Here is a 21802-nt window from a genome sequence, read left to right as displayed (position 1 = left end):
AGCGCCGAACGATAAAATGACAGCGCGCGGCATGCGCCGCGCGTGGGTCAATCCTTCACTTCTAACCTTGCAGTTTGGCCAGCATGTCCCGGGTTACCAGCACAATGCCTTCTTCCGAGCGGTAGAAACGACGCCCGTCTTCTTCCGCGTTTTCGCCAATCACCATCCCTTCCGGGATGACACACGCCCTGTCGATAACGCAGCGGCGCAGACGGCACGAACGCCCAACTTTCACATCCGGCAGCAGAACTGACGAATCGATATTACAAAACGAGTTAATACGCACTCGCGGGAACAACACCGACTGCACCACCACCGACCCGGAAATAATGCACCCGCCGGAAACCAGCGAGTTCAGCGTCATGCCGTGGCTGCCCGAGCGGTCCTGCACAAATTTCGCCGGCGGCAGAGGTTCCATATGGGTACGGATCGGCCATTCCTGATCGTACATATCCAGCTCCGGCGTCACCGAGGCGAGGTCGAGGTTGGCTTTCCAGTAGGCTTCCAGCGTCCCCACGTCGCGCCAGTACGGCTCTGCGTTCGGATCTGACTGCACGCAGGAAAGCGGGAATGGATGCGCAAACGCCTCGCCGGATTTCATCACGTTGGGAATGATGTCTTTACCAAAGTCGTGGCTGGAACTGTCGTCGACATCGTCGGCTTCAAGCAGCTCGTAGAGGTAATCGGCATCAAAAACATAAATCCCCATGCTGGCTAACGCTTTGCTGTCGTCACCCGGCATGGACGGCGGATTGGCTGGCTTTTCGACGAATTCGATTATCTTGTCTTCTTCGTCTACGGCCATCACGCCAAACGCCGTCGCTTCGTGCAGCGGCACCGGCATACAGGCTACCGTACAGCGCGCGCCCTTCTCGACATGATCGATGAGCATGCGCGAGTAGTCCTGCTTGTAGATATGATCTCCGGCCAGAATCACCACGTACTCGGCGTTATAGCGTCGGATGATGTCAAGATTCTGGGTTACCGCATCTGCCGTACCGCGATACCAGTTTTCACCGTGCACGCGCTGCTGTGCGGGCAACAGGTCAACAAACTCGTTCATCTCTTCGCTGAAAAAGGACCAGCCGCGCTGGATATGCTGCACCAGCGTGTGGGACTGATACTGGGTAATCACGCCGATACGGCGGATCCCGGAGTTAATACAGTTGGATAAAGCAAAATCAATAATGCGGAACTTGCCGCCAAAGTGTACAGCGGGCTTCGCACGCGTCGAGGTTAAATCTTTTAATCGGGTACCGCGGCCACCTGCCAGAATCAGAGCAACAGATTTATTCGGTAGCTGTCTTGCCAACATCAGAGGATCGTTCTTCTCAAACCTAACCATGACTGACTCCTTTTTCATGACTTCTGGAATACGCAGACTCCGTGCGCAGGCCCATGCCATACAGCCATCACCACCGGGTTGTCCTCACCGGCAAAAGGAGGAATGGCTCGCCACTCCCCTTCAGGTAATACGATATCTGCTACTTCTTCGGTGGCATTTACCGTAATAAGCCAACGTTCGCTGAGCTGGATCTGTAAACGATGGATCCCGCTTTGCCATTCGTCGGCACTCAGAGGTTGAGCCTCTTTATTTAACCAACGCACATTGTCATCTTCTTCCTCCCACCAGCTATTGCGGGTTAATGCCGGAATCGTCTGGCGCAGATGAACCAATGCCGCGGTAAAAGTCGTCAAGCCTTCGTTACCGTGTTCCCAGTCAAGCCACGTCAGGGCGTTGTCCTGACAGTAAGCGTTATTATTACCGTGCTGGCTGTGGCCGTGTTCGTCACCGGCAAGCAGCATCGGCGTGCCCTGGGAGAGCAATAAGGTTGTCAGCAACGCGTGCACGCTGTCGCGCCGCCGCTCTTTAATAATCAGGCTGGCTTCCAGCCCTTCAAACCCGTAGTTGTTGCAGTAGTTATTGTTCGTCCCGTCACGGTTGTCTTCACCGTTGGCTTCGTTGTGCTTGTGATTAAAGCTCACGCAGTCACGCAGGGTAAAACCATCGTGGGCGGTAATTAAATTTATGCTGGTTGATGGACGACGATCGCCACGCCGGTAGACGTCGCTCGAACCGGCAAACCGGCAGGCGAATCCACCCAACGATAAATCTTGCCGTAACCAGAAGCGGCGCATGCCGTCGCGAAAATGGTCGTTCCATTCAGCAAACAGCGGCGGATAATTACCTACCTGATACCCTCCCGCGCCAATATCCCAGGGTTCCGCAATCAGCTTGATCTTTGACAGAACGGGATCGTTTTTGATTGCTTCAAACAGCGGCGCATCCTGGCGAAACACGGGGGTTCTGCCCATCACCGACGCCAGATCGAAGCGAAAGCCGTCAACATGGCAGCTATCCACCCAATAACGAAGGCAGTCCACCATCTGCGCAACCACGCCAGGCCGGCTTAAATTCAGCGTATTACCGCAGCCCGTCCAGTTGTGGTAATCGCCGTTGTCCATTAACCAATAATAGCTACGGTTATCGATTCCGCGCAGGGAGAAGGTCGGGCCGTCCAGATCCAGCTCCGCGCTGTGGTTGAGCACGATATCAAGGATCACTTCGATACCTGCTTTATGCAGCGCTTTTATCACGCCGCGCAGCTCGTCAGCGGCCTTCAGCGGATCGCCGCCGGTCGCGTAATAGCCTTCTGCTGCGTAGAACGCCCGCGGGTTGTAGCCCCAGTAATTGCTTAACCCAAGATGAGCGACTCGCGGCTCGGTCACAAAATGCGCCACCGGCAGCAATTCCAGGGCGGTAATGCCCAGGCGTTTGAAATAAGCGATCATCACCGGATGACCAAGCGCGGCGTAGGTGCCTCGCAGTTCCGCCGGAATGCCCGGGTGGTGCAGCGTCAGGCCGCGAACGTGGGCTTCATAGATAACGGTATTGCCCCACGGCGTGCGCGGATGCTCGTCGTCTTCCCAGTCGAATTTATCCTTCACCACCACGCACTTCGCCATTTCGCCGGCGTCGTCCTGCATATCAGGCTCGTCATGCCCGCCGTGGAAATGCGGATGATCGTTCAGGCCGCCCACCACCACGCGAGCACAGGGATCGAGTAGTAATTTCGCCGGATTAAAGCGGTGCCCGTTATGCGGTTCCCACGGCCCGTGAACACGGTAGCCATAGTGCAGGCCGGGTTTAGCGCCGGGCAGATAGCCATGCCAGATGTCGCCGGTGCGCATCGGCAAATCGTAACGCTGCTCATGGCCGTGCTCGTCAAAAACGCACAGTTCAACTTTGTGAGCATGGGCGGAAAACAGGGTGAAATTCACCCCCTTTCCGTCGTAGCTCGAACCGTACGGCGTCGAATTTCCGGCAGTGAGTAGCGTCATTCACCCTCCCGAACCAGCCAGATGGTCGAGAGCGGCGGCAGCGTTAAGCTCAATGAATGGTCACGCCCGTGGCTTGGGATCTCATCGCTTTGCACCACGCCGCTGTTGCCGGTATTGCTGCCGTGATAGTGCATGGAGTCGGTATTCAGCTCTTCGCGCCAGCGGCCCGGCTGGTTGATGCCAAAGCGATAGTTATAGCGCGGCACCGGGGTAAAGTTGCTGGCGACAATCAGCTCGTTGCCGTTCGCATCCCGGCGCACGAAGATAAATACCGAGTTGACTTTATCCTCCACCACCAGCCACTCAAAGCCGTAGGCGTCAAAATCCAACTCGTGCAGCGCCGCATGATGGCGATAGATATGATTCAAATCGCGAACCAGGCGTTTTACGCCGTGGTGCCAGTTGTCATCCCCTTCCAGCAGATGCCAGTCCAGGCTGCTGTCGTGATTCCACTCACGCCCCTGAGCGAACTCGTTGCCCATAAATAACAGCTTCTTGCCCGGGAAGGCCCACATCCAGCCGTAGTAGGCGCGCAGGTTAGCAAACTTCTGCCAGGCATCGCCCGGCATCCTGTCGAGAATAGATTTCTTGCCGTGAACGACCTCATCGTGCGAAAGCGGCAACACAAAGTTTTCGGTGCTGTTATAGAGCATGCCGAAGGTCATTTTGTCGTGATGGTACTGGCGATGCACCGGATCGAGCTTCATGTAGTCGAGCGTGTCGTGCATCCAGCCCAGGTTCCACTTAAACCAGAAGCCCAGCCCGCCCATCGCCGAAGGGCGCGACACGCCAGCAAAATCGGTCGACTCTTCCGCCATCGTTACCGCGCCAGGCGTTTGCTCGCCAATAACGCGGTTGGTATTGCGCAGGAATTCGATGGCCTCTAAATTTTCGCGTCCGCCCTTGTCATTGGGTATCCACTCCCCCGGCTGGCGGCTGTAGTCGCGATAGATCATCGACGCCACCGCATCCACGCGCAGGCCGTCAATGCCAAAGCGCTCAATCCAGTACAGCGCATTACCGACCAGATAGTTGCTGACTTCACGACGCCCGTAGTTATAAATCAGCGTATTCCAGTCCTGATGGTAGCCTTCACGCGGGTCGCCGTGTTCATAGAGCGAGGTGCCGTCAAATTTTACAAGCCCCGCTTCATCCGTCGGGAAGTGGCCGGGCACCCAGTCGAGCAGCACGTTCAGCCCCGCTGCGTGTGCCGCATTGATGAAATAAAGGAAATCTTCACGCGTGCCGAAACGGCGCGTGGGCGCATACAAGCCTTGCGGCTGGTAGCCCCAGCTACCGTCAAACGGATGCTCGTTAATCGGCAGCAGTTCGAGATGGGTAAAGCCCATCTCTTTGACGTAGGGCACCAGCTGGTCCGCCAGTTCGCGGTAGCTGAGCCAGAAATTATTGTCGGCGTGGCGACGCCATGAGCCGAGGTGCACTTCGTAAATGGAAATGGGCTGGTCAAAACCGTTGGCTTTCTGTCGCGCCGGGCTAAGCGTGGTTTTCTCAGGCAGGCCGCAAATCAGCGAGGCGGTTTCCGGGCGCATCTGGGATTCAAAAGCGTACGGATCGGCCTTGAGCCGCAGATTCCCTTCGGTGTCGATCAGTTCAAATTTATAGAGCTGGCCGGGGTGCGCGCCGGGAATAAACAACTCCCAGATACCGCTTTCACGGCGCAGGCGCATCGGGTGGCGGCGACCGTCCCAAAAGTTAAACTGCCCCACCACAGAAACGCGGCGAGCGTTGGGCGCCCAAACGGAGAAACGCGTACCGGTCACGCTGTCCATGGTATCAGCATGGGCGCCCAGGGTTTCGTAAGGGCGAAGATGCGTACCTTCAGAGAGCAGCCAGCTATCCAGCTCCTGAATCAGCGGGCCAAACCGATATGGGTCGTCAATCAGGTTTTCCTGGCCGTGCCAGATAACGGCCAGCTGATAACGAAAAAGATTTTTACGCCGCGGGATAAGCCCGCAGAAGAATCCACGCGAGTCGAGGCATTCGAGCTTGCCGACTTTGCGCCCGGTTTTTGGTTCGATAACCCAGACTTCGGTTGCGTCTGGCAACAACGCGCGGACTTCCAGTCCTGCTTCTGTTTTGTGCATCCCAAGCAGGGAAAAGGGGTCAGCAAAATGACCCGCAATCAGCGCATTTATCACGTCTTTTTCTGGAAGAACAGACATGGCATTCGTCCTGTTTATTGTATGTGCCACCGGACCCAACGCAACGCTTAGGCGCTGGCGTAACACTTATCATTGACCAAAAGGACAGCGTAAAAAAACTTCCTGTAAGCTGTTCCGCCCAACTAACCGTCACGACGATTTTTACCGTCCTGAATTAAGCATAGCCAACGTGCTGTTTTACTCCTGGGAATTACTGCGAATACACCATGTATGACGCGAAAAAAAGGGGCCGCAATGCCCCTTTAGTATGAAAGTGTAATTATGCGAGCAGCCGCAACATTCTGCGCAACGGTTCCGCCGCGCCCCATAAGAGCTGGTCACCGACGGTGAAGGCAGAGAGATATTCCGGCCCCATATTCAGCTTACGCAAACGGCCTACAGGCGTGGTCAGCGTGCCGGTCACCGCAGCAGGAGTCAGCTCGCGCATGGTTATCTCGCGATCGTTTGGCACCACTTTCGCCCAGTCGTTATGCGCGCTAAGCATCGCTTCGATGGTTGGGATTGAAACGTCTTTTTTCAATTTAATGGTGAAAGCCTGGCTATGGCAGCGCAGCGCACCGACACGCACGCACAGCCCATCAACGGGGATAGCGGTGCTGGTATTAAGGATTTTGTTGGTTTCCGCCTGCCCTTTCCACTCTTCGCGGCTCTGGCCGTTATCAAGCTGTTTGTCGATCCACGGAATCAGACTGCCCGCCAGCGGTACGCCAAAGTTGTCCACCGGCAGCGTGCCGCTGCGGCCAAGGTCGGTCACTTTACGTTCGATATCGAGGATGGCGGAGGCCGGATCGGCCAGTTCACCGGCAACATGATTATGCAGTTGGCCCATCTGACTTAGCAGTTCGCGCATGTGACGCGCGCCGCCGCCGGATGCCGCCTGATAAGTCGCAACGGAAACCCAGTCAACCAGATCGTTGGCAAACAGGCCGCCCAGGGACATCAGCATCAGGCTGACGGTGCAGTTACCGCCAACAAAGGTTTTCACGCCTTTGTTCAGGCCGTCCTGGATAACGTGCTGGTTTACCGGGTCGAGAATAATAATCGCCTCGTCCTTCATGCGCAGCGAAGATGCAGCGTCAATCCAGTAGCCCTGCCAGCCGCTTTCACGAAGCTTTGGGTAGATTTCATTGGTATAATCGCCACCCTGGCAAGTAATGATGATGTCCAGTGCCTTCAGCGCTTCCAGATCGTAGGCGTCCTGAAGCGTACCGCCAGGTTGGCCTGCGAAAGACGGGGCGGCAAGGCCCAACTGGGAAGTTGAGAAGAAAACGGGACGAATGGCGTCAAAATCACGCTCTTCTACCATGCGCTGCATGAGTACAGAGCCGACCATACCGCGCCAGCCAATAAAACCTACATTTTTCATAGCGACTTATCCGTGCTGAAGTGTTTGCGTTGTGTGCAGTAATTGCAACTGCCATCCACCTTACAAAATGCAGCCAAAGTCGCAAGTGAAATTAATCAATGATATCCGCTGCATCAGAAACAAAGCTTATTAGCGGTAAAACTTGGGCGTTTTTCGGGGAAAATAGATGAACGAAATTATATCCGCAGCGGTTCTGCTGATCCTGATTATGGATCCGCTGGGCAACCTGCCGATTTTTATGTCAGTGCTCAAACATACGGAGCCAAAGCGCCGCCGGAAAATTATGATCCGCGAGCTGCTTATCGCGCTATTATTGATGCTGATTTTCCTGTTTGCCGGGGAAAAAATTCTCGCTTTCCTTAACCTGCGTGCGGAAACCGTGTCGATTTCAGGCGGGATTATCCTTTTCCTGATCGCGATTAAAATGATTTTCCCCAGCCAGGAAGGAAGCACCACCGGCCTGCCTGCGGGCGAAGAACCCTTTATCGTACCGCTGGCAATTCCGCTGGTCGCCGGACCGTCGCTGCTGGCAACGCTAATGCTGCTTTCACATCAGTATCCAAACCAGATGGGGCATTTAGTGGCCGCGCTGATGCTGGCCTGGGGCGGCACGGTCGCTATTCTGCTGCAATCGTCGCTGTTCCTGCGCCTGTTGGGGGAAAAAGGCGTCAACGCGCTGGAGCGTTTAATGGGCCTGGTGCTGATTATGATTTCCACCCAAATGTTCCTGGATGGCATTCGGACGTGGATGCAGGGCTGATAGTTTTCCCCTTCTCCTTGCAGGGAAGGGGAACATTAAACTCAGGACAGCAGCGTAAACGCTATCATCCCGACAATCGCCCCGGTGGTGCCGAGGATAGTTTCCATCATCGTCCAGGTTTTCAGGGTTTGTCCTTCTGTCGCGCCGGTAAATTTGCCGAACAGCCAGAAGCCCGCGTCATTTACGTGGCTGACGACGATAGAGCCGCCCGCAATGCAGATAGACAAAGCAGCCATCTGCGCGCCGTTGTAGTTCAGCTGTTCAATGACCGGCATCACCAGGCCAACGGCGGTCAGACAGGCAACCGTAGCGGACCCCTGAATAATACGCACGGCCGCCGCCAGCACAAAACAGGTTACCGCAATCGGCAGACCCAGGCCTGTCAACGCTTCACCCAATGCCGGGCCAACGCCGGAATCCACCAGCACCTGCTTGAACACGCCACCGGCACCGATGACCAGCAGGATAATGCCCGCAGGCTGCAGCGCGTGGCCGCAGATTTCCATGACTTTTTCTTTCGGCATGCCGCGACGGATAGCCAGGCCGTAAGTCGCCACCAGGCAGGCCACCAGAATCGCCGTGAACGGGTGCCCGATAAACTCCAGCCACTGGTACAGCGTCGATCCTTGCGCAACAAAGCGAGCGGCGATAGTTTTCAGGCCAACCAGCACCAGCGGCAGCAGGATCAGCGACAGGCTAAAGCCGAACGACGGCAGTTTGCCCTCGCCTAAATGCGGCTCGGTAATGTCGTCAGGAATGTGTAGCTCAACGTACTTGCTGATGAAGTTACCGAACAGCGGACCGGCGACTATCATGCCGGGGATAGCCGCGCACAGGCCAATAAGAATCATCCAGCCGAAGTCCGCGTGCATCTGCGAGGCCAGCAGCATTGGCGCGGGCCCCGGCAGCAGAAAGGCTGCGGCCGCAGCAACGCCTGCGAACAAAGGAATAACAAGCTTAACGAGGTTGGTTCCCGTGTGGCGCGCCATAGAGAACGCAACGCTTATCAGCAGCACAATCGCCACTTCAAAGAACAGCGGCAGGGCACAAATTAAACCTGCCAGGCCAATCGCATAATGGGCACGACTATGGCCAAAGGACTTGAGCATTTTGACCGCAATCTGGTCAACCGCGCCCGTCTCATGAAGGATTTTGCCGAACATTGCGCCCAGCGCGACGACGATTGCCAGGAAGCCCAGCGTACCGCCCATCCCTTTTTCCATGGTTGCCGCGATTTTGTCGAGCGGCATGCCGGAAAACAGCCCTGCACCAATAGAAACCACCATCAAAGCAACGAAGGCGTGCATACGCGCCTTCATGACCAAAAACAGCAGCAGTAAAACCGATCCTACTGCTGTTAAAACAAGCGTTAATGTACTCACTGCGCACTGCCTTTATTGATTAAAGCGATTGTGCTGGCGACAACCTCTTCCAGCGACTGGTCGATATCAACGACCAGCACATCTTTTTCTTCTGCCTGCGGCGCTTCTAACGTCTCAAACTGAGTCACTAACATTTGCGGTTTGAAGAAGTGGCCTTTACGCGCTTTCAGACGGCTTTCAATGACTTCAAAATCCCCTTTCAGATAGATGAAAGAAAGGTTTGGGTTACCGTCACGCAGCTGGTCGCGATAGATCTTCTTCAGCGAAGAACAGACGATCAAAGAGACTTTGTTGGTGCGTTGCATCGCGAATGCGGCATCGTTTAGCGCCTGCAGCCAGGGCTTGCGGTCTTCGTCGTTTAACGGCTCACCGGAAGCCATTTTTGTGATGTTGCTGCGCGGATGCAGAAAATCGCCGTCCAGAAAAGCGGCCTTCAACCGGTAGGCGACTTCACCGGCAACAACGGACTTGCCGCTGCCGGAAACGCCCATCAGGACATAGATATGGTGGTCATGGTTCGTAGTGCTCATAGCGTGGCTCCGACTGACACAATGATTACGTAATTATCAGCCACCGCGCTCGCCTTCGTTGTTACGGGTAACTGTTATCGGTAACATTGTCAGGAGCAGTTGGGCAATAAGCAATAACCATTCCGTTAAAAAGCGTATAAGTGTGAACTACGTCAACTTTTAGCGCTGCTAGATTGAGCCGCCCGGCGAGAGCGTAAAGCCCAGATCGAGCAGCTGCGGGGACACCTCTTCGCCGCGAATTCTCGCCAGCAAACGCTCTGCGCCAATGCGGCCCATGCGTTCACGCGGCGTCAGGACGCTCGCCAGCCGTGGCTCCATCACCTGGCCAATATCGTGGCCGTGGAAACCGGCGATTGCCATATCGTGGGGAATGCTTAACCCCTGCCGCTGACATTCAAATGCGGCGCCGATGGCTAAGTCATCGTTGGTACAGAAGATGCTGTCAAGCTGCGGATATTCCCGTCGCGCCTGGCGGAACAGCTCAATACCGGTGGAATAAGAAGAGGATTGTTCGACCATCACGCTATAGGGAACCAGGCCGGCATCGCGCATCGCCTGCTCGTAACCACGCTGCTTGATAACCGTACGTTCATCAAGACGCGCGCCGAGATAGGCCACATGGCGGTGGCCGCGGGCTATAATCGCCGCCGTCATCTGGCGCGCCGCTTCAAAGTTATCGAAACCAACGGCAATATCAAGGCACGGCGAAACGCTGTCCATGAGTTCCACAACCGGGATACCGGCCACTTCGATCATTTTAAGCGTGCGTGGGGTGTGGGTGCGTTCGGTGAGAATAAGACCATCAATATTCCAGGAAAGCATCGATTCCAGACGTTCTTCTTCCAGCTCCGGTTTATAACCGTAGTGGGCAAGCATGGTCTGATAGCCGTAAGCATCAATCACGTTTTCGATGCCGCGCAGCACTTCCGCGAACACCTGGTTGGTAAGCGAAGGCAGCAAAACGCCGATGGCGCGGCTGGTGGAATTAGAAAGAATATCGGGAGCCCGGTTTGGGATGTAGCCCAGATCGTCCAGCGCGGCGGCAATTTTTACCTGTAGCGCGGCAGATACCTGGTCGGGATTGCGCAGAAAACGGCTCACCGTCATTTTAGTGATCCCTACGCGATCGGCAACGTCCTGTAATACCGGTCTTTTCTTTTTCATGGTCCGTGCCAGCCTCTCCAATATTGACAGGCAAGTTTAGCACGACCCGAACACAACCTTCCCCTGTTTCAGGAGAAGGTTGTGACGGATAACTATCAGACCGATGGCAAATCGAACAGCAGTATTTCGCTTGCTTCGTTGGCGTGAACGGAAATGGCTTGCTCATCCCACACGGCAATGGCATCGCTGGTTTTTGCCTGCGTGCCGTTGATAGAGACATCGCCTTTCACTACCTGAATCCAGATGCGGCGATCTGCCGGGATCTGATAAACAGACTGCTCGTCTTTCGCCAATGCCCAGCGCGAGAGTTCCATATCCTGATAGACCTTCAGAGAGCCGGCTCGTGCATCTGGTGAAAGCACCAGCTGGCGGCCCTGCGGCGCATCAAAACGACGCTGGTCATAGCGCGGCGTGATGCCGGTTTTTTCTGGAATGATCCAGATCTGGTACAGACGCAGGCGTTCGGTTTCGCTTGGGTTGTACTCAGAATGAGTGATGCCCGTGCCGGCGCTCATAATCTGGAATTCCCCTGCCGGGACTTTCTCTTCGTTACCCATGCTGTCCCGGTGCGCTACCGCGCCTTCCAGCACATAAGTCAGAATTTCCATGTCCTTGTGCGGGTGCGTACCAAAGCCTTCACCAGCTTCCACTACGTCTTCATTAATAACGCGCAGTGCCGAGAAGCCCATAAAGTTGGCATCGTAATAGTTGGCAAAAGAGAAGGTATGCCAGCTATCCAGCCAACCGTGATTGGCATGCCCTCGTTCTTCGGCTTTTCTTAAGTAGATCATTTCACTTCTCCTCAATACGTTTGATGGAGTAAGTGTGGACCCGTTCAGGGCACGATCATAGTGGGTGAAGTTTGACGCCTCTGTTCAAAAATTATGAACAAGTCTACGGCGTCAGTTTAGCTATCAGGCCAGCGTCACCGTTGAAGGCGAAGCCTGTTCGAAACCACGTTCGAGGATTTCAAGGTTGGTGAATGCTTCAGTTTCACTGACAAAATTCGGCCTGCCGTTGACGATGGTTGCGTACAGCGCGTCGTACACGCGGCCATAATCGCCCTGCTCCGGTTTCATCTCTTCGCGCACCGTTTCTCCGGCGTCATTCACATACTCAAGTACGCCGACGCTGCTGTCTGCGGCGAAGCCTGGCTCGCCCGGCATGATATTCGCCTTCAGGCTGGTTTCCTGCTGGTCGATACCGTATTTAACGAACGAGCCTTTGGTGCCGTGAACGATAAATTTCGGATAGTCGATTTTTACCAGGTGGCTGGTTTTGACGATGGCTTTCATATCGCCGTAGAACAACTGCGCTTCGAAGGTATCGTCCGGATTGGCTTTGTTACGCACGCTGCGGATGTCGTACGCCACGTGGTCCGGGCGGCCAAACAGCGAAATAATCTGATCCATGGTATGGACGCCAAGGCCGTAGAACGCGCCGTCGGCGGGCAGACCCGGTTTGGTTTCCGCTTCCGGGCGGTACATATCAAAGTGGCTTTCCACCTCAACAATCCTCCCCAGCTTGCCGCTTTCAACGGCTTTTTTCATCGTCAGGAAGCAGGAGTCAAACCGGCGATTCTGATAAGGCGAGACGGTTAACCCTTTAGCGCGCGCCAGCTCAAAAAGTTCTTTTGCTTCGGCAAGCGTTGGGGTAAATGGCTTTTCCACCAGCACGTTTTTACCGGCCTCCAGCGCGCGTTTCGCATACTCGAAATGGCTATCCGCATGCGTACAGACCACCACCAGTTTGACCTGCGGGTCGTAAAGCGCTTCATCTAACCGGCTGGTAAAACGGATATGGCTGTACTGAGGCTGCCGCTCGATTTCCGGCTTTTCGTGACGGCGATAGATAGAGGCGACGTGAAATTTGTCTTTGCGAAACAGCACGTAAGGAAGATGGTAGCGGGTGGTGCTTTTGCCAAAACCAATAAAAGCGCAGTGAAGGGTCATTGCTTCGTCCTTTTTGACTTTGAGTTCCTTTAACCTTACTTCAGTCTGCGGCAGATGGCACTTCGTTTATCCGCCCTACAACGGCATGATAAAACCCATTTTAGGCAAATTAGTTGAAGTTGTAGCAAGGCGGCCAGGGAGCGAGTCCCGATGAGCTTACTTATGTAAGTGATTCGGGTGAGGGAGTGCAGCCAACGCAGCTACAGCTTCAAATAAGAAGTCTAAAAAAAAGCCAGCACCCGGCTGGCTAAGTAATACTGGAAGCAATGTGAGCAATGTCGTGCTTTCAGGTTGTCTCCGTAAGGGTCCTCCCTGAACGCACGGCAATAATAATCATTATCATTCGCACTTGTAAAGCGAAATTTCAAAAAATGTGCGGTTGACATCATATTGAAAGTCAATGATGTTTAAAGGGTTTATGTAACTCATTGAGGATAAAAGGATGAAAGCAATCGTAGTGCGTCACGCCGAAATCGAAGATTCAGAAGCCCTGAAGCAGATTTATGCTCAACCGGCGGTATACCGTGACACGCTACAGCTTCCTCATCCTCCGCTACATACGTGGAACGATCGCGTGACGGCCCCGAAACCGGGTAGCCGCAATCTGGTGGCATGCATCGACGATAAGGTCGTCGGGCAGTTAACGCTGCTGGTGGAACAAACGCCGCGCCGCAGCCATGTCGCCACCTTTGGCATGGGCGTGGACAGCCATTATCAGGGCAGAGGCGTGGCGACAGCCTTACTGCGGGAGATGGTTGACCTGTGTGATAACTGGCTGAGGATCGACCGCATCGAGCTGACGGTATTTGTCGATAACGCGCCAGCGCTGGCGGTATACCGCAAGTTTGGCTTTGAGCAGGAAGGCGTTGGTAAAAATTTCGCCCTGCGCGACGGGAAGTATATCGACGCGTATTTTATGGCGCGTTTTAAACCTGGGTAATTTTTTGGCCCTCAGACGAGGGCCAAATTTTAATAACCCGCCGTTAAATCATCCACCGTGCGCGGATCGGAAGCGCCGTACAGCACGCCATCCGGGGCGATCATAATGCTCTGCGTGCTGCCCATCGCCTCTTTCACCGCAACATGTTGCCCTTTATCTTTTAGCAATTTAAGCGTATCCGGGCTAAAGCCTTTTTCAACTCTGAGCTCATCCGGCAGCCACTGGTGATGGAAACGCGGGGCATTGGTCGCTTCGGCAACGTTCATTCCGAAGTCAATGCTGTTAACCACCATTTGCAGCACGGTGGTGATAATTCGGCTGCCGCCCGGACTGCCCGTCACCAGCCAGGTTTTGCCATCTTTCACCACGATAGTGGGCGACATAGAAGAGAGCGGGCGTTTATGCGGCCCAACTGCGTTAGCATCGCCGCCCACCAGCCCGTAGACGTTCGGCACGCCCGGTTTAGCGGAGAAATCGTCCATTTCGTTATTCATCAGAATACCGGTATTACCCGCCACGATGCCCGTACCGAAGATGGTGTTCAGCGTATAGGTCACCGCCACGGCGTTGCCGTCTTTATCCACCACCGAGAAATGCGTGGTCTGGTTGCTTTCATACGGCGCGAGCTGTCCCGGCTTGATTTCGCTCGACGGAAGCGCTTTGTTGAGATCGATTTTCTCAGCCAGTGATTTGGCGTAGGCCTTGCTGGTCAGCGCCTGCCACGGGACTTTGACAAAATCCGGGTCGCCCAGATATTCCGAGCGGTCGGCATAGGCATATTTCTCCGCCTCCGCCATCAGCTGCATGGCGTCCGCGCTGCCGAAGCCGTATTTAGCGAGGTCGAAGTTCTCCAGGATATTGAGGATCTGTACGATGTGGATACCGCCTGAGGATGGCGGCGGCATGGAAAACACTTCATAACCGCGATACTGGCCGCTGATGGGCGTACGCTCAACCGCTTTATAATTCGCCAGATCCGCTTTGCTTATCAGCCCGCCGTTGTTAGCCATTTCTTCGGCAATCCGATCGGCAATGGGGCCTTTATAAAAAGCGTCCGGCCCGTTTTCAGCAATCATTTCCAGGCTTTTGGCGAGATTGGTTTGCACCAGCTTATCGCCTTTTTGCAGCGGATTGCCGTCGGCTTTCCAGAAAATCGCTTTGCTGTTTTCGTGGTTGGGGAGCACTTCTGCGCCGTACTGCTTCAGGTCGTCGGCCAGCGCATCGTTAACCGTAATGCCGTCCCGTGCCAGCCTGATGGCGGGCTGAATAACTTTATTGAGCGGCATCGTGCCGTATTTTTGCAGCGCAAGGCTGAAGCCCGCCACCGTCCCGGGCGTACCCGAGGCAAGATGTGAGGTGAGGGATTTTTTGCTGTCGGCGTTTCCTTTTTCATCAAGGAACATATCGCGGGTTGCTTTTTCCGGCGCCATTTCGCGGAAGTCGATGGCGGTGGTCTGGCCATCTTTCGTGCGCAGCATCATAAAACCGCCGCCGCCGAGGTTACCGGCCTGCGGATGCGTGACCGCCAGCGCGTAGCCTACCGCAACGGCCGCATCCACCGCGTTGCCGCCCTGCCTGAGAATATTGACACCCACCTGCGTCGCCAGCTCATCAACAGAGGCGACCATTCCGTGCTGCGCGCGAACCGGATGATAGACGTCCGCCTCAACGCCGTAAGAAACGGGAGCGGCGGCTGGCGCAGCAACCGGCGTAGCGACCGGCGTGGCAACCGGCGGCGGCGCCGCACCGGCACTAAAGCACAGCGCTATCATCAGCGCAGGCATGGCAAACCAGCGCCTTATTTTCCAGTGACTCGTTTTCCACTGCTTCATGATGATTTCTCCAGGCTTTTCAGGGCTAATCCCCAGATAAGCCTGGTCTATAAATCCTAAATAATCTTCGCGTTTGTGGAAAACGAGTAAACTTAGAAGATCCCCCAAATGGAGGAGGTGAAGATGAAGAAATTATTGCTTCTGACGGCCCTGGCGCCTCTTTTCAGTTTCGCACAGCCGCTCAACACAATGAATAACCCGAATCTGCCGGATTATCAGAACCCGAGCCAGCAGCGCATGCAGGTACAAATGCAGACGCAGCAGACGCAACAAAAAGGGATGCTGAACCAGCAGTTACAAACCCAGACGCGCGTTCAGCAACAGCATCTGGAATCGCAGATAAACAACAATACGCAGCAGCAACTGCGCGTCAGGCAGACGCTTCCTGATGACCTGGACGCAGGCACACAGCAGATGCTGCCGAATACCAACGGAGGGATGCTCAGCGGCGGCGAGCGAGCGGCGCAACAGGAGCACATGCTACAGCCGAAAACCAACGGCAGCATGCTCAATCCTGGCAGTACCACCACCCCACAGCCCACTATTCCGCTGAAGACTATCGGGCCTTAAAGTCCGGACCGATGATATCGATTCTGTCGGTACAGATGGCGTCCACTCCCCAGCGCAGCAGCTTTTCCGCGCGCTGGGGAGTATTCACCGTATAAACCAGAATACGTAATCCCGCCGCCTTTAACGCCTGCACCCGTGTTTCATCTAACAGCTTATGATTTAAATGAATCGACACGCAGCCAAGCCGTTCGGTTAGCTCGCGCCAGTCGTCACGCCATTTATCCAGCAGCAAGCCACGCGGCAGTTCCGGGGCGGCAATCTGTGCGGCTTCGAGCGCTGTAATGGCGAAAGAGGAAAGCAGCGGCGCAGCCTGCCCCTGCCATAGCTCACGAGCCGCCAGCGCAACGGCTTTACCGGTTTGAGTTTCCGTGCCGGTCGTCGGTTTGATTTCGATGTTGGCCATCATGCCGTGCTGTTTGCAGCGCTCCGCCACCTGTGAAAGCAGCGGCAGCTTTTCACCTTTAAATCTGCTGCCAAACCAGCTTCCGGCATCGACATCAAGCAGCTTATCCCAGGGCAGGTCTCCCGCCACGCCCCAGCCGTTGCTGGTACGCTCAAGCGTATCGTCGTGCAGCAGAAAAATTTGCCCGTCTTTCGTGAGCTTGGCGTCAAACTCAATCATGGTGTGGCCGTAGTGCGCGCCCATGTCGATGGCGGCGAGGGTGTTTTCCGGTGCCAGCTTACCGCCGCCACGGTGGGCGACAATGTGGGGATAAGGCCAGTTACTCATAAACGTTGTCCATTTTCTGCGTCAAAGCAATGCAGATGTTCCTCCGGCAAGTGCAGCCATAGCGTGCTGCCCGGCTGCGGCCTTTGCTGGTGAGAGAGACGCACAACCAGTTTTTGCGCCCCCCAGCGGCCGTGTGCCAGATTATCTGCGCCGAGCATCTCCAGCGTGTCCACGACAAGCGGAATGCCTCCTGCGGCCTGTGAGCTTAGCGCAATATGTTCCGGGCGGATACCCAGCGTTACCGCACGTTCACGCAGATGGGAATAAACGCCGCCCAGCGGCAGGAGCGGGCCATCGTCTGGCGCGAAACGCGTACCGTCAGCGCTGATATTCCCTGTCAGAAGATTCATAGCTGGCGAGCCGATAAAACTTGCCACAAAGCGGCTTGCAGGACGTTCGTAAACCTCGACCGGCGTCCCAATCTGCTCGACAATACCTTTATTCATCACCATCACACGCTGTGCCAGCGTCATCGCCTCAACCTGATCGTGAGTGACATAGAGGCTGGTAGTTTTCAGCCGACGGTGAAGCTGTTGCAGCTCAAGACGCATCTGCACGCGCAGCTTAGCGTCTAGATTGGAGAGCGGCTCGTCAAACAGGAATACCGCCGGATCGCGCACGATAGCGCGTCCCATCGCCACCCGCTGGCGCTGCCCGCCGGAAAGCTCGCGCGGTCTGCGTTTTAACAGGCCATCCAGTTCCAGAATGCGCGCCGCTTCGGTGACTTTCTGCTGGATATGGCCTTTGCCCATGCCGCGAATTTTCAGCCCCCAGGCCATGTTCTCTTCCACGCTCATGTGCGGATAGAGCGCATAGTTCTGGAACACCATGGCGATGCCGCGCTCTTTCGGTTCCAGGTTGGTGACGCGCTGGCGGTCAATCCAGATATCGCCGCTGGTCACGCGCTCAAGCCCGGCGACCATGCGTAACAGCGTGGATTTGCCGCAGCCGGACGGACCGACCATTACGATAAATTCGCCGTCCGCCACGTCGACCGTCAGCGGCTGGATAACCTGGGTTTTGCCGTCCCAGCTCTTGCTTACTGCCTGTAATTTCAATCCTGCCATGGGTTATTTCTCACTATCAACCAGACCACGCACAAACGCGCGCTGCATCGCTAAAACGATGATTACCGGAGGGATAAGGGTCAGCAACATGGCCGCCATCACCTGGTTCCACTGGGTGGTGCCTTCGCCGGAGGACATCATCCCTTTGATGCCCGCCACGGCGGTGCCGAGATCCGCATCGCTGATAATCAGCAGCGGCCACAGGTACTGGTTCCAGCCATAGATAAAGGTGATAACGAACAGCGCCGCCAGATTGGTTTTCGACAGCGGCAGCACGATGTCGCGGAAGAAACGCATCGGCGATGCGCCATCGATACGGGCGGCTTCCAGCAGTTCGTCCGGCAGCGTCATAAAGAACTGGCGGAACAGGAACGTGGCGGTTGCCGAGGCCATCAGCGGCAAAGTCAGCCCCGCGTAGCTGTCGAGCATTTTCAGGTTGGCGATGACTTCCACCGTCGGGAAAATGCGCACTTCAACCGGCAGCATCAGGGTAATAAAAATCATCCAGAAAAAGAGGTTACGCAGCGGGAAGCGGAACCAGACGATGGCGAAGGCGGAAAGTATCGACACGGCGATTTTGCCTATCGTGATGCCCAGCGCCATAACAAAACTGTTGAACAGCATCAGGCCAAACGGCGCGCTGTTGGCGCCCACGCCGTGTATCCAGATGTTGGCCATGTTTTCCAGCAGATGGCCGCCGGGGATCAGCGTCATCGGCGTCTGGAATACGGCGTTGTTGTCCAGCGTCGCGGCGACAAACGCGACATACAGCGGGAATAAAATCACGATAATGCCGAGGATTAGCATAGTGTGGCTGAAGATCGTCAGCCCGCGACGGTTCTCAATCATTGATAGCGCACCTTACGTTCCACGAAACGGAACTGGATGACCGTCAGGACAATAACCAGCAGCATCAGCACCACGGATTGTGCGGCCGACGCGGAGAGATCCAGCCCGGCGAATCCTTCACGATAGATTTTGTAGATAAGCGTCGTGGTGGCCTGCACCGGACCGCCGCCCGTGGCGGCATCAATAACCGGAAAGGTATCAAAGAATGCGTACACCAGATTAACGACCAGCAGGAAGAAGCTCACTGGCGCAATCAGCGGCAGCGATAGTTTGAAGAAGCGCCGCACCGGCCCGGCACCGTCGATAGCCGCAGCCTCAACCAGCGAGCGGGGAATAGATTGCAGGGCCGCGAAGAAGAACAGAAAGTTGTAGCTGATCTGCTTCCACACTGAGGCAAATACCACCAGAAACATGGCCTGGCCGCTGTTTTGCGCGTGGTTCCAGTGATAGCCGAACTGCTCCAGCACATGGGTAAGCAAGCCGCGTCCCGGATTAAACAGGAAGATCCACAGCACTGCCGCAATCGCCGGGGCGACGGCATAAGGCAGCAGCATCAGCGTCTGGTATAAGCGGCTGCCGCGCACGACGTAATCCACCAGCGCGGCAAAAAACAACGACACCAGTAGCCCGCTGCCCGCGACCAGCCCGCTGAAAATCAGCGTGGTATAGAAAGCATCCAGATAGTAAGCGTCGTGGAAAAGCTGGGTGAAGTTATCCAGCCCGACAAAGGTGCTGGAAAGCCCAAAGGGATCGACGCTTTGCAGCGAATACCACAGCGCTTCGCCCGCAGGCCAGATGAAAAAGATAATGGTGATAACCAACTGCGGCAGAACTAACGCGTAAGGAAGCCAGCCTGAGCGGAACACCGGACGAGATGAAGACATAGGCAACTCTTGTAAACGCTAAAGGTGGATGGCGCTTGCCCTTATCCACCCTACGTCACGAAAAACCAGGTCGGATAAGTGCCGCGCCATCGTTAGCCATGTTAAACGTAGGTCGGATAAGCGAAGCACCATCCGACGCAATCAGGACTTAGTCGACTGCTCAAAACGACGCAGAAGCTGATTCCCGCGCTCAACCGCGCTATCTAAAGCCTGCTGAGGCGTTTTCTTGCCGGTCCACACGGACTCCAGCTCTTCGTCCACAATGGTGCGGATCTGCGGCATATTGCCCAGGCGCAGGCCTTTGGTGAACGGCAACGGCGGCTTGTTCAGCATCTGCCGGGTGGCGATATCAGCCCCTGGATTTTTCTCATAGAAGCCCTGCTCGCGGGTCAGGTCGTAAGCGGCTTTGGTGATCGGCAGGTAGCCGGTTTTCTGGTGCCATTCAGCGGCAATTTCCGGCTGGGCGAGGAATTGCATAAATTCGGCAACGCCTTTGTAAGTCGCGGCGTCTTTGCCCTGCATGACCCACAGGCTGGCGCCGCCGATAATGGCGTTCTGCGGCGCGTTCGGCACGTCTGCGTCGTAAGGCATCATGCCTACGCCGTAGTTGAATTTGGCGTACTGGCGGATATCGGCCAGCGACCCGGAAGAAGCCGTGGTAATTGCGCAGTCACCGTTGTAGAACTTCTCGGTGGATTCATCTTTGCGGCCAAAGTAGCTGAAATCGCCTTTCTTATTCAGCGCTTCCAGCAGGGCGATATGCTTGACCTGCTCTGGCTTATTGAATTCAAGAACCGCATCGGTGCCGTCAAAACCATTATTTTTGGTAGCAACCGGCAGGCCGTGCCAGGCGCTGAAGTTTTCAATCTGGATCCAGCCCTGCCAGCCGCTGGCGTAGCCGCACTTCATGCCCGCAGCTTTAAGTTTAGCGGTGTACTCCGCCAGGTCCTGCCAGGTTTTTGGCGGCTGGTCCGGGTTAAGCCCGGCTTTTTTAAAGGCGTCTTTGTTGTAATACAGCACCGGCGTGGAGCTGTTAAACGGCTGGGAGAGCAAATGCCCGGTTTTAGCATCGGTGTAATAACCGGAAACCGTCGGCACAAACTGTGATTCATCAAATTTAATGCCGGCATCATTAAATACTTCATATACCGGCTTAATGGCTTTTGAGGCCATCATGGTCGCCGTACCGACTTCGTAAACCTGAAGAATTGCCGGCGCGTTACCGGAGCGGAAAGCCGCAATGCCCGCTGCCAGGCTCTGTTCGTAGTTACCTTTATAAACCGGGACAATTTTGTAATCAGGATGCGTTTCGTTGAAGCGGCCTGCCAGAGAATCCACTTCCTTGCCCAGCTCTCCTTCCATCGAGTGCCAGAAAGGAATAGAGGTTGCGGCGATGGCGTTGCTGCTGAGCGCACATCCGGGCACCAGGCAAAGAGCCAGATAAAGGGCTTTACGTCGTAACGATGCGGTCATGTTTTGTCTCTCTTGTTATGAAGTTAAAAACGCGGAAACGCGCGTTTTTGTTCGCATCACAACATGACATGCGCGTATGACAGAAAAATAACCGGGAGATGACAGAACGGTGACGGAGAGATAAAGGAAAGATGACCAACTTACGCCAGGCGCAGTTGATTTGAAATATCTTCGGCAGAAAGTCGGCCTGTAGCTGCGTTTACCGTTAGATCAACAAATTTACCGCTGGCAGGCAGATTAATTCCGTTTCGCCGCAGGAAAAGCAAAGTAATAAACAGCGCCGTGCGCTTATTACCTTCATTAAAAATATGGCCGCGGGAAATAGCTAATAAATGCATTGCCGCCAGTAAATAAATATCATCCACACCTTCATAGATATGCTTGTTTAATAGTCGGTAAAGCAGTGCTTCTGCCCTCCCGCGATCGGGCATACCAGGGACGCCAGGAGTGGCCTGTAAAATCCTGTCATGAAAGTGAATTATCTCGTCCGCTGAGATAAATTGTACGGTCATTTATCTGCCAGTGCCCTTATCTCGTCACCATGAACATGCATGATGGCGGTGAATTCTGCATCCATTTTTGCCTCCTGATAACGCCCAAACTCTTCAGCACTGATGATCACTGCTGACTTATGACCACGGCGAGTAATAGTTACCGGTTGGCCTTCAGCCGCTAAATCCAATGCCGCCGCGAGGTTCTGACGTGCTTCACTGTAATTCATGGTGGTCATGATCTACTCCTTTACGTACAGAAATACTGTACACGTATGAAGTACAGC

The 21802-nt window shown here is 55.1% G+C and carries 20 protein-coding genes; 3 read left to right on the top strand and 17 right to left on the bottom strand.

From position 1 onward, the window contains the following. Window positions 1-61: 61 nt before the first annotated feature. The 4 genes from glgC to asd all read right to left on the bottom strand — a co-directional run bounded on the left by glgC (window position 62) and on the right by asd (window position 6891). On the bottom strand, window positions 62-1345 hold the full coding sequence (gene glgC / locus E2L00_RS18095; protein WP_167614179.1) for a glucose-1-phosphate adenylyltransferase: 1284 nt from the start codon (window positions 1343-1345) through the stop codon (window positions 62-64). A 14-nt stretch (window positions 1346-1359) separates the two neighbouring features. After that, a complete protein-coding gene (gene glgX, locus E2L00_RS18090; protein WP_167614177.1) occupies window positions 1360-3342 on the bottom strand; it encodes a glycogen debranching protein GlgX in 1983 nt (660 codons plus the stop codon). After that, the gene (gene glgB, locus E2L00_RS18085) at window positions 3339-5525 is read right to left on the bottom strand and encodes a 1,4-alpha-glucan branching enzyme (RefSeq protein ID WP_167614175.1); all 2187 of its coding nucleotides are present in this window, start codon (window positions 5523-5525) and stop codon (window positions 3339-3341) included. The genes glgX and glgB overlap by 4 nt, the downstream gene beginning before the upstream one ends. Window positions 5526-5784: 259 nt before the next feature. Then, a complete protein-coding gene (gene asd, locus E2L00_RS18080; RefSeq protein ID WP_167614173.1) occupies window positions 5785-6891 on the bottom strand; it encodes an aspartate-semialdehyde dehydrogenase in 1107 nt (368 codons plus the stop codon). 166 nt (window positions 6892-7057) lie between these two features. On the opposite strand from asd, the gene E2L00_RS18075 reads away from it, so the two are divergent. Then, window positions 7058-7651, top strand: a complete 594-nt coding sequence (locus E2L00_RS18075) for a YhgN family NAAT transporter (RefSeq protein WP_167614171.1) — start codon at window positions 7058-7060, stop codon at window positions 7649-7651. Window positions 7652-7692: 41 nt separating this feature from the next. Here E2L00_RS18075 and gntU read toward each other — a convergent pair whose 3' ends face one another. The 5 genes from gntU to E2L00_RS18050 all read right to left on the bottom strand — a co-directional run bounded on the left by gntU (window position 7693) and on the right by E2L00_RS18050 (window position 12679). Next, window positions 7693-9033: a gluconate transporter gene (gntU, locus tag E2L00_RS18070; RefSeq protein WP_167614169.1), complete on the bottom strand. Its 1341-nt coding sequence runs from the start codon at window positions 9031-9033 to the stop codon at window positions 7693-7695. Then, window positions 9030-9563, bottom strand: coding sequence for a gluconokinase (gntK, locus tag E2L00_RS18065; RefSeq protein WP_167614167.1), 534 nt, complete (start codon window positions 9561-9563; stop codon window positions 9030-9032). The genes gntU and gntK overlap by 4 nt, the downstream gene beginning before the upstream one ends. A gap of 168 nt (window positions 9564-9731) precedes the next feature. Further along, complete coding sequence (gene gntR / locus E2L00_RS18060; protein WP_167614166.1) at window positions 9732-10727, bottom strand: gluconate operon transcriptional repressor GntR; 996 nt, start codon at window positions 10725-10727, stop codon at window positions 9732-9734. 95 nt (window positions 10728-10822) lie between these two features. After that, window positions 10823-11518, bottom strand: a complete 696-nt coding sequence (locus E2L00_RS18055; RefSeq protein ID WP_167614164.1) for a pirin family protein — start codon at window positions 11516-11518, stop codon at window positions 10823-10825. Between the two features lie 123 nt (window positions 11519-11641). Next, on the bottom strand, window positions 11642-12679 hold the full coding sequence (locus E2L00_RS18050) for an oxidoreductase (protein WP_167614163.1): 1038 nt from the start codon (window positions 12677-12679) through the stop codon (window positions 11642-11644). Window positions 12680-13121: 442 nt separating this feature from the next. Between E2L00_RS18050 and yhhY the strand changes: the two genes are divergently transcribed. Beyond that, a complete protein-coding gene (gene yhhY, locus E2L00_RS18045) occupies window positions 13122-13619 on the top strand; it encodes an N-acetyltransferase (RefSeq protein ID WP_167614161.1) in 498 nt (165 codons plus the stop codon). Window positions 13620-13648: 29 nt separating this feature from the next. Here the strand turns inward: yhhY and ggt are convergent, their stop codons facing one another. Then, entirely contained in the window at window positions 13649-15451 is a 1803-nt protein-coding gene (ggt, locus tag E2L00_RS18040) for a gamma-glutamyltransferase (protein WP_167614159.1), read from the bottom strand. Between the two features lie 123 nt (window positions 15452-15574). On the opposite strand from ggt, the gene E2L00_RS18035 reads away from it, so the two are divergent. Next, on the top strand, window positions 15575-16021 hold the full coding sequence (locus E2L00_RS18035; protein WP_167614157.1) for a DUF2756 family protein: 447 nt from the start codon (window positions 15575-15577) through the stop codon (window positions 16019-16021). Here E2L00_RS18035 and ugpQ read toward each other — a convergent pair. The 7 genes from ugpQ to E2L00_RS18000 all read right to left on the bottom strand — a co-directional run bounded on the left by ugpQ (window position 16008) and on the right by E2L00_RS18000 (window position 21754). Next, window positions 16008-16751, bottom strand: coding sequence for a glycerophosphodiester phosphodiesterase (gene ugpQ / locus E2L00_RS18030; protein WP_167614155.1), 744 nt, complete (start codon window positions 16749-16751; stop codon window positions 16008-16010). The genes E2L00_RS18035 and ugpQ overlap by 14 nt on opposite strands. Continuing rightward, window positions 16748-17818, bottom strand: a complete 1071-nt coding sequence (locus E2L00_RS18025; protein WP_167614153.1) for a sn-glycerol-3-phosphate import ATP-binding protein UgpC — start codon at window positions 17816-17818, stop codon at window positions 16748-16750. Before E2L00_RS18025 ends, ugpQ begins: the two co-directional genes overlap by 4 nt. A gap of 3 nt (window positions 17819-17821) precedes the next feature. Further along, window positions 17822-18667: a sn-glycerol-3-phosphate ABC transporter permease UgpE gene (gene ugpE, locus E2L00_RS18020; RefSeq protein ID WP_167614152.1), complete on the bottom strand. Its 846-nt coding sequence runs from the start codon at window positions 18665-18667 to the stop codon at window positions 17822-17824. Beyond that, window positions 18664-19551 (bottom strand): sn-glycerol-3-phosphate ABC transporter permease UgpA, encoded by an 888-nt coding sequence (gene ugpA / locus E2L00_RS18015; protein ID WP_167614151.1) that lies wholly within the window; start codon window positions 19549-19551, stop codon window positions 18664-18666. The genes ugpE and ugpA overlap by 4 nt, the downstream gene beginning before the upstream one ends. Before the next feature lie 141 nt (window positions 19552-19692). Next, a complete protein-coding gene (gene ugpB, locus E2L00_RS18010) occupies window positions 19693-21024 on the bottom strand; it encodes a sn-glycerol-3-phosphate ABC transporter substrate-binding protein UgpB (RefSeq protein WP_167614149.1) in 1332 nt (443 codons plus the stop codon). A 140-nt stretch (window positions 21025-21164) separates the two neighbouring features. Continuing rightward, a complete protein-coding gene (locus E2L00_RS18005; protein ID WP_167614147.1) occupies window positions 21165-21536 on the bottom strand; it encodes a type II toxin-antitoxin system death-on-curing family toxin in 372 nt (123 codons plus the stop codon). Further along, window positions 21533-21754: a type II toxin-antitoxin system Phd/YefM family antitoxin gene (locus tag E2L00_RS18000; RefSeq protein ID WP_167614145.1), complete on the bottom strand. Its 222-nt coding sequence runs from the start codon at window positions 21752-21754 to the stop codon at window positions 21533-21535. The genes E2L00_RS18005 and E2L00_RS18000 overlap by 4 nt, the downstream gene beginning before the upstream one ends. Window positions 21755-21802: the final 48 nt, after the last annotated feature.

Source organism: Cedecea colo, assembly GCF_011808225.1.
GTDB lineage: Bacteria > Pseudomonadota > Gammaproteobacteria > Enterobacterales > Enterobacteriaceae > Dryocola > Dryocola colo.
The sequence above is the reverse complement of the archived record's forward strand: the minus strand, read 5'-3'. Positions and strand labels throughout refer to the sequence as shown.

Excerpts from the sequence above, each read along its gene's own strand:
- glgC (WP_167614179.1), bottom strand. The coding sequence starts at position 1,345 with ATGGTTAGGTTTGAGAAGAACGATCCTCTGATGTTGGCAAGACAGCTA.
- glgX (WP_167614177.1), bottom strand. The coding sequence starts at position 3,342 with ATGACGCTACTCACTGCCGGAAATTCGACGCCGTACGGTTCGAGCTAC.
- glgB (WP_167614175.1), bottom strand. The coding sequence starts at position 5,525 with ATGTCTGTTCTTCCAGAAAAAGACGTGATAAATGCGCTGATTGCGGGT.
- asd (WP_167614173.1), bottom strand. The coding sequence starts at position 6,891 with ATGAAAAATGTAGGTTTTATTGGCTGGCGCGGTATGGTCGGCTCTGTA.
- E2L00_RS18075 (WP_167614171.1), top strand. The coding sequence starts at position 7,058 with ATGAACGAAATTATATCCGCAGCGGTTCTGCTGATCCTGATTATGGAT.
- gntK (WP_167614167.1), bottom strand. The coding sequence starts at position 9,563 with ATGAGCACTACGAACCATGACCACCATATCTATGTCCTGATGGGCGTT.
- gntR (WP_167614166.1), bottom strand. The coding sequence starts at position 10,727 with ATGAAAAAGAAAAGACCGGTATTACAGGACGTTGCCGATCGCGTAGGG.
- E2L00_RS18055 (WP_167614164.1), bottom strand. The coding sequence starts at position 11,518 with ATGATCTACTTAAGAAAAGCCGAAGAACGAGGGCATGCCAATCACGGT.
- E2L00_RS18050 (WP_167614163.1), bottom strand. The coding sequence starts at position 12,679 with ATGACCCTTCACTGCGCTTTTATTGGTTTTGGCAAAAGCACCACCCGC.
- yhhY (WP_167614161.1), top strand. The coding sequence starts at position 13,122 with ATGAAAGCAATCGTAGTGCGTCACGCCGAAATCGAAGATTCAGAAGCC.
- ggt (WP_167614159.1), bottom strand. The coding sequence starts at position 15,451 with ATGAAGCAGTGGAAAACGAGTCACTGGAAAATAAGGCGCTGGTTTGCC.
- E2L00_RS18035 (WP_167614157.1), top strand. The coding sequence starts at position 15,575 with ATGAAGAAATTATTGCTTCTGACGGCCCTGGCGCCTCTTTTCAGTTTC.
- ugpQ (WP_167614155.1), bottom strand. The coding sequence starts at position 16,751 with ATGAGTAACTGGCCTTATCCCCACATTGTCGCCCACCGTGGCGGCGGT.
- E2L00_RS18025 (WP_167614153.1), bottom strand. The coding sequence starts at position 17,818 with ATGGCAGGATTGAAATTACAGGCAGTAAGCAAGAGCTGGGACGGCAAA.
- ugpE (WP_167614152.1), bottom strand. The coding sequence starts at position 18,667 with ATGATTGAGAACCGTCGCGGGCTGACGATCTTCAGCCACACTATGCTA.
- ugpA (WP_167614151.1), bottom strand. The coding sequence starts at position 19,551 with ATGTCTTCATCTCGTCCGGTGTTCCGCTCAGGCTGGCTTCCTTACGCG.
- ugpB (WP_167614149.1), bottom strand. The coding sequence starts at position 21,024 with ATGACCGCATCGTTACGACGTAAAGCCCTTTATCTGGCTCTTTGCCTG.
- E2L00_RS18005 (WP_167614147.1), bottom strand. The coding sequence starts at position 21,536 with ATGACCGTACAATTTATCTCAGCGGACGAGATAATTCACTTTCATGAC.
- E2L00_RS18000 (WP_167614145.1), bottom strand. The coding sequence starts at position 21,754 with ATGACCACCATGAATTACAGTGAAGCACGTCAGAACCTCGCGGCGGCA.